Source organism: Actinosynnema sp. (genome assembly GCF_052038725.1).
In genome coordinates, this window is sequence record NZ_JBQGCX010000608.1 from 1 (window position 1) to 1710 (window position 1710).

Sequence of the window (1710 nt, forward strand, 5' to 3'; positions counted from 1 at the left end):
CCGGCGCCGGGCCGCGTCCCGGCGGGCGCCGCGCGCCGCGCGGTCCGGAGGGTCGTCCATGGCGCAGAGAGTGCGCCGAAAAGCTATGAACGCGCTGTGAGCGGGCCCGGAAGAACCCCGGTCAGGCCATAGTTCACCCGATGGTGGCGGCCTTGCCCGTCCCGCTCCCGGTCCCCGCGCCACCGGCCTCGGTCCGCTCGCCCGAACCCCCGGCCCGCACCGGCCCCGACTCGCCCGAGCCCGCCTGCCCCGAGCCGCCCTGGCCCGCACCGGCCTGCCCCGAGCCGCCCTGGCCCGACCCCGAACCCGCCTGCCCCGAGCCCGCCTGCCCCGACCCGGTCTGCCCAGGGGCGCCGCCCGCGGGCCCGCCGACCCCGGTCAGCGGCGACCTCACCGCCGCCTCGGCGTCCACCAGCCCGTGCCCGTAGAACCCGTTGTACTCGGAGTACCCGGTGCAGTAGCCGTCCTGCGCGCCCGTGCCGTTCAGGTCGTAGTCCGCCGGGCACGGCAGCGTCTCCGCCTGCTCGCCCAGCATCTTCGTCAGCTCGGCGGGCGAGGCCTCCGGGTGCCCCGACGCCAGCAGCGCCGCCACCCCGGACACGTGCGGCACCGCCATCGACGTGCCGCACGAGTAGTCGTAGCCCGACGGCACCGTCGACAGCACGCACCCCGGCACGCCGTCGTCCGCGGGCTGCTTGCGGTCCCCGCCCGGCCCGGTCAGGTCCACCGCGCCCAGCCCGTACGAGCTGTACCCGGCCTTCACCTTCGACGAGCCCACCGACGACACCGCCACCACGTTGCGCAGCTGCGCGGGCAGCACCAGGCACGAGCTGTCCACGGGCCTCGGCCTGGCCGCCGCGTTCGTCGGGCTCAGCGCGTCCCGACCGGGCCTGGTCAGGTCGGCGCCCTCGTTGCCCGCCGCCGCCACGCTCAGCACGCCCCGGTCCGCCGCGTAGTCCACCGCGCGCCGCACCGCCTCGTGCACCACGGACTGGCCGCCCTGGTCCCGGCAGGTGAACACCCACGGGTCGATGTAGTAGCTGTTGTTCGTGACGGCCATGCCCCGCGTCGCGGCCCACATGAACCCGCACACCGCGTACTCCGGGTAGATGAACCCGTCGTCGTCCACGACCTTCACCGACGCGATCCGCACGCCCGGCGCGACGCCCGTGGTGCCCCGCCCGTCGTCGGCCGCCGCGATCGTGCCCGCCACGTGCGTGCCGTGCGGCGAGGTCGTCGGCGACCAGGACGCCCGCGCCGGGTCGGCCACGCCGCTCGTGCAGCCCGCCGACAGCTCCGGGTCCAGCGCACCGACCAGGTCGGGGTGGTCCGGGTCCACGCCCGAGTCCAGCACGCCGACCACCACGTCGCGGCTGCCGGTGCTCACCGCGTGCGCGGCGGCGGCGTTGACCAGCTCCATGTCCCACTGCTGCGCCGTCAGGTCGCCCGTCTCCGGCACGGCGGACTTGAGCTGCGCGGTCTCGTCCGGCTTGCGCTTGGTCCGGCTCGCCGCCTCCGCCTGCGCGCTGTACGCCCGGTCGTCGCCCATCCGGGTCCCGAAGCCGGGATCGGTCGAGGTCGCGACGGCCACCGCGATCTGCGGGTGGTACGCCTCGACCCGCCCGCACGCGGCGCCCACCTCGGCCGAGGCCAGCGGCTCGCTCGTGCCCCGGTCGAAGACCACCAGGTAGCGCAGCTCGCGCCCCGTCT

Annotated in this window: 1 protein-coding gene; it reads right to left on the minus strand. The window is 76.3% G+C overall.

Going from position 1 to position 1710, the window contains the following annotated elements; translation table 11 throughout:
* Positions 1-133: 133 nt before the first annotated feature.
* Positions 134-1710: S8 family peptidase (locus tag ACTUAL_RS12780; protein WP_440900388.1), on the minus strand; the 1577-nt coding region annotated here is incomplete at its 5' end.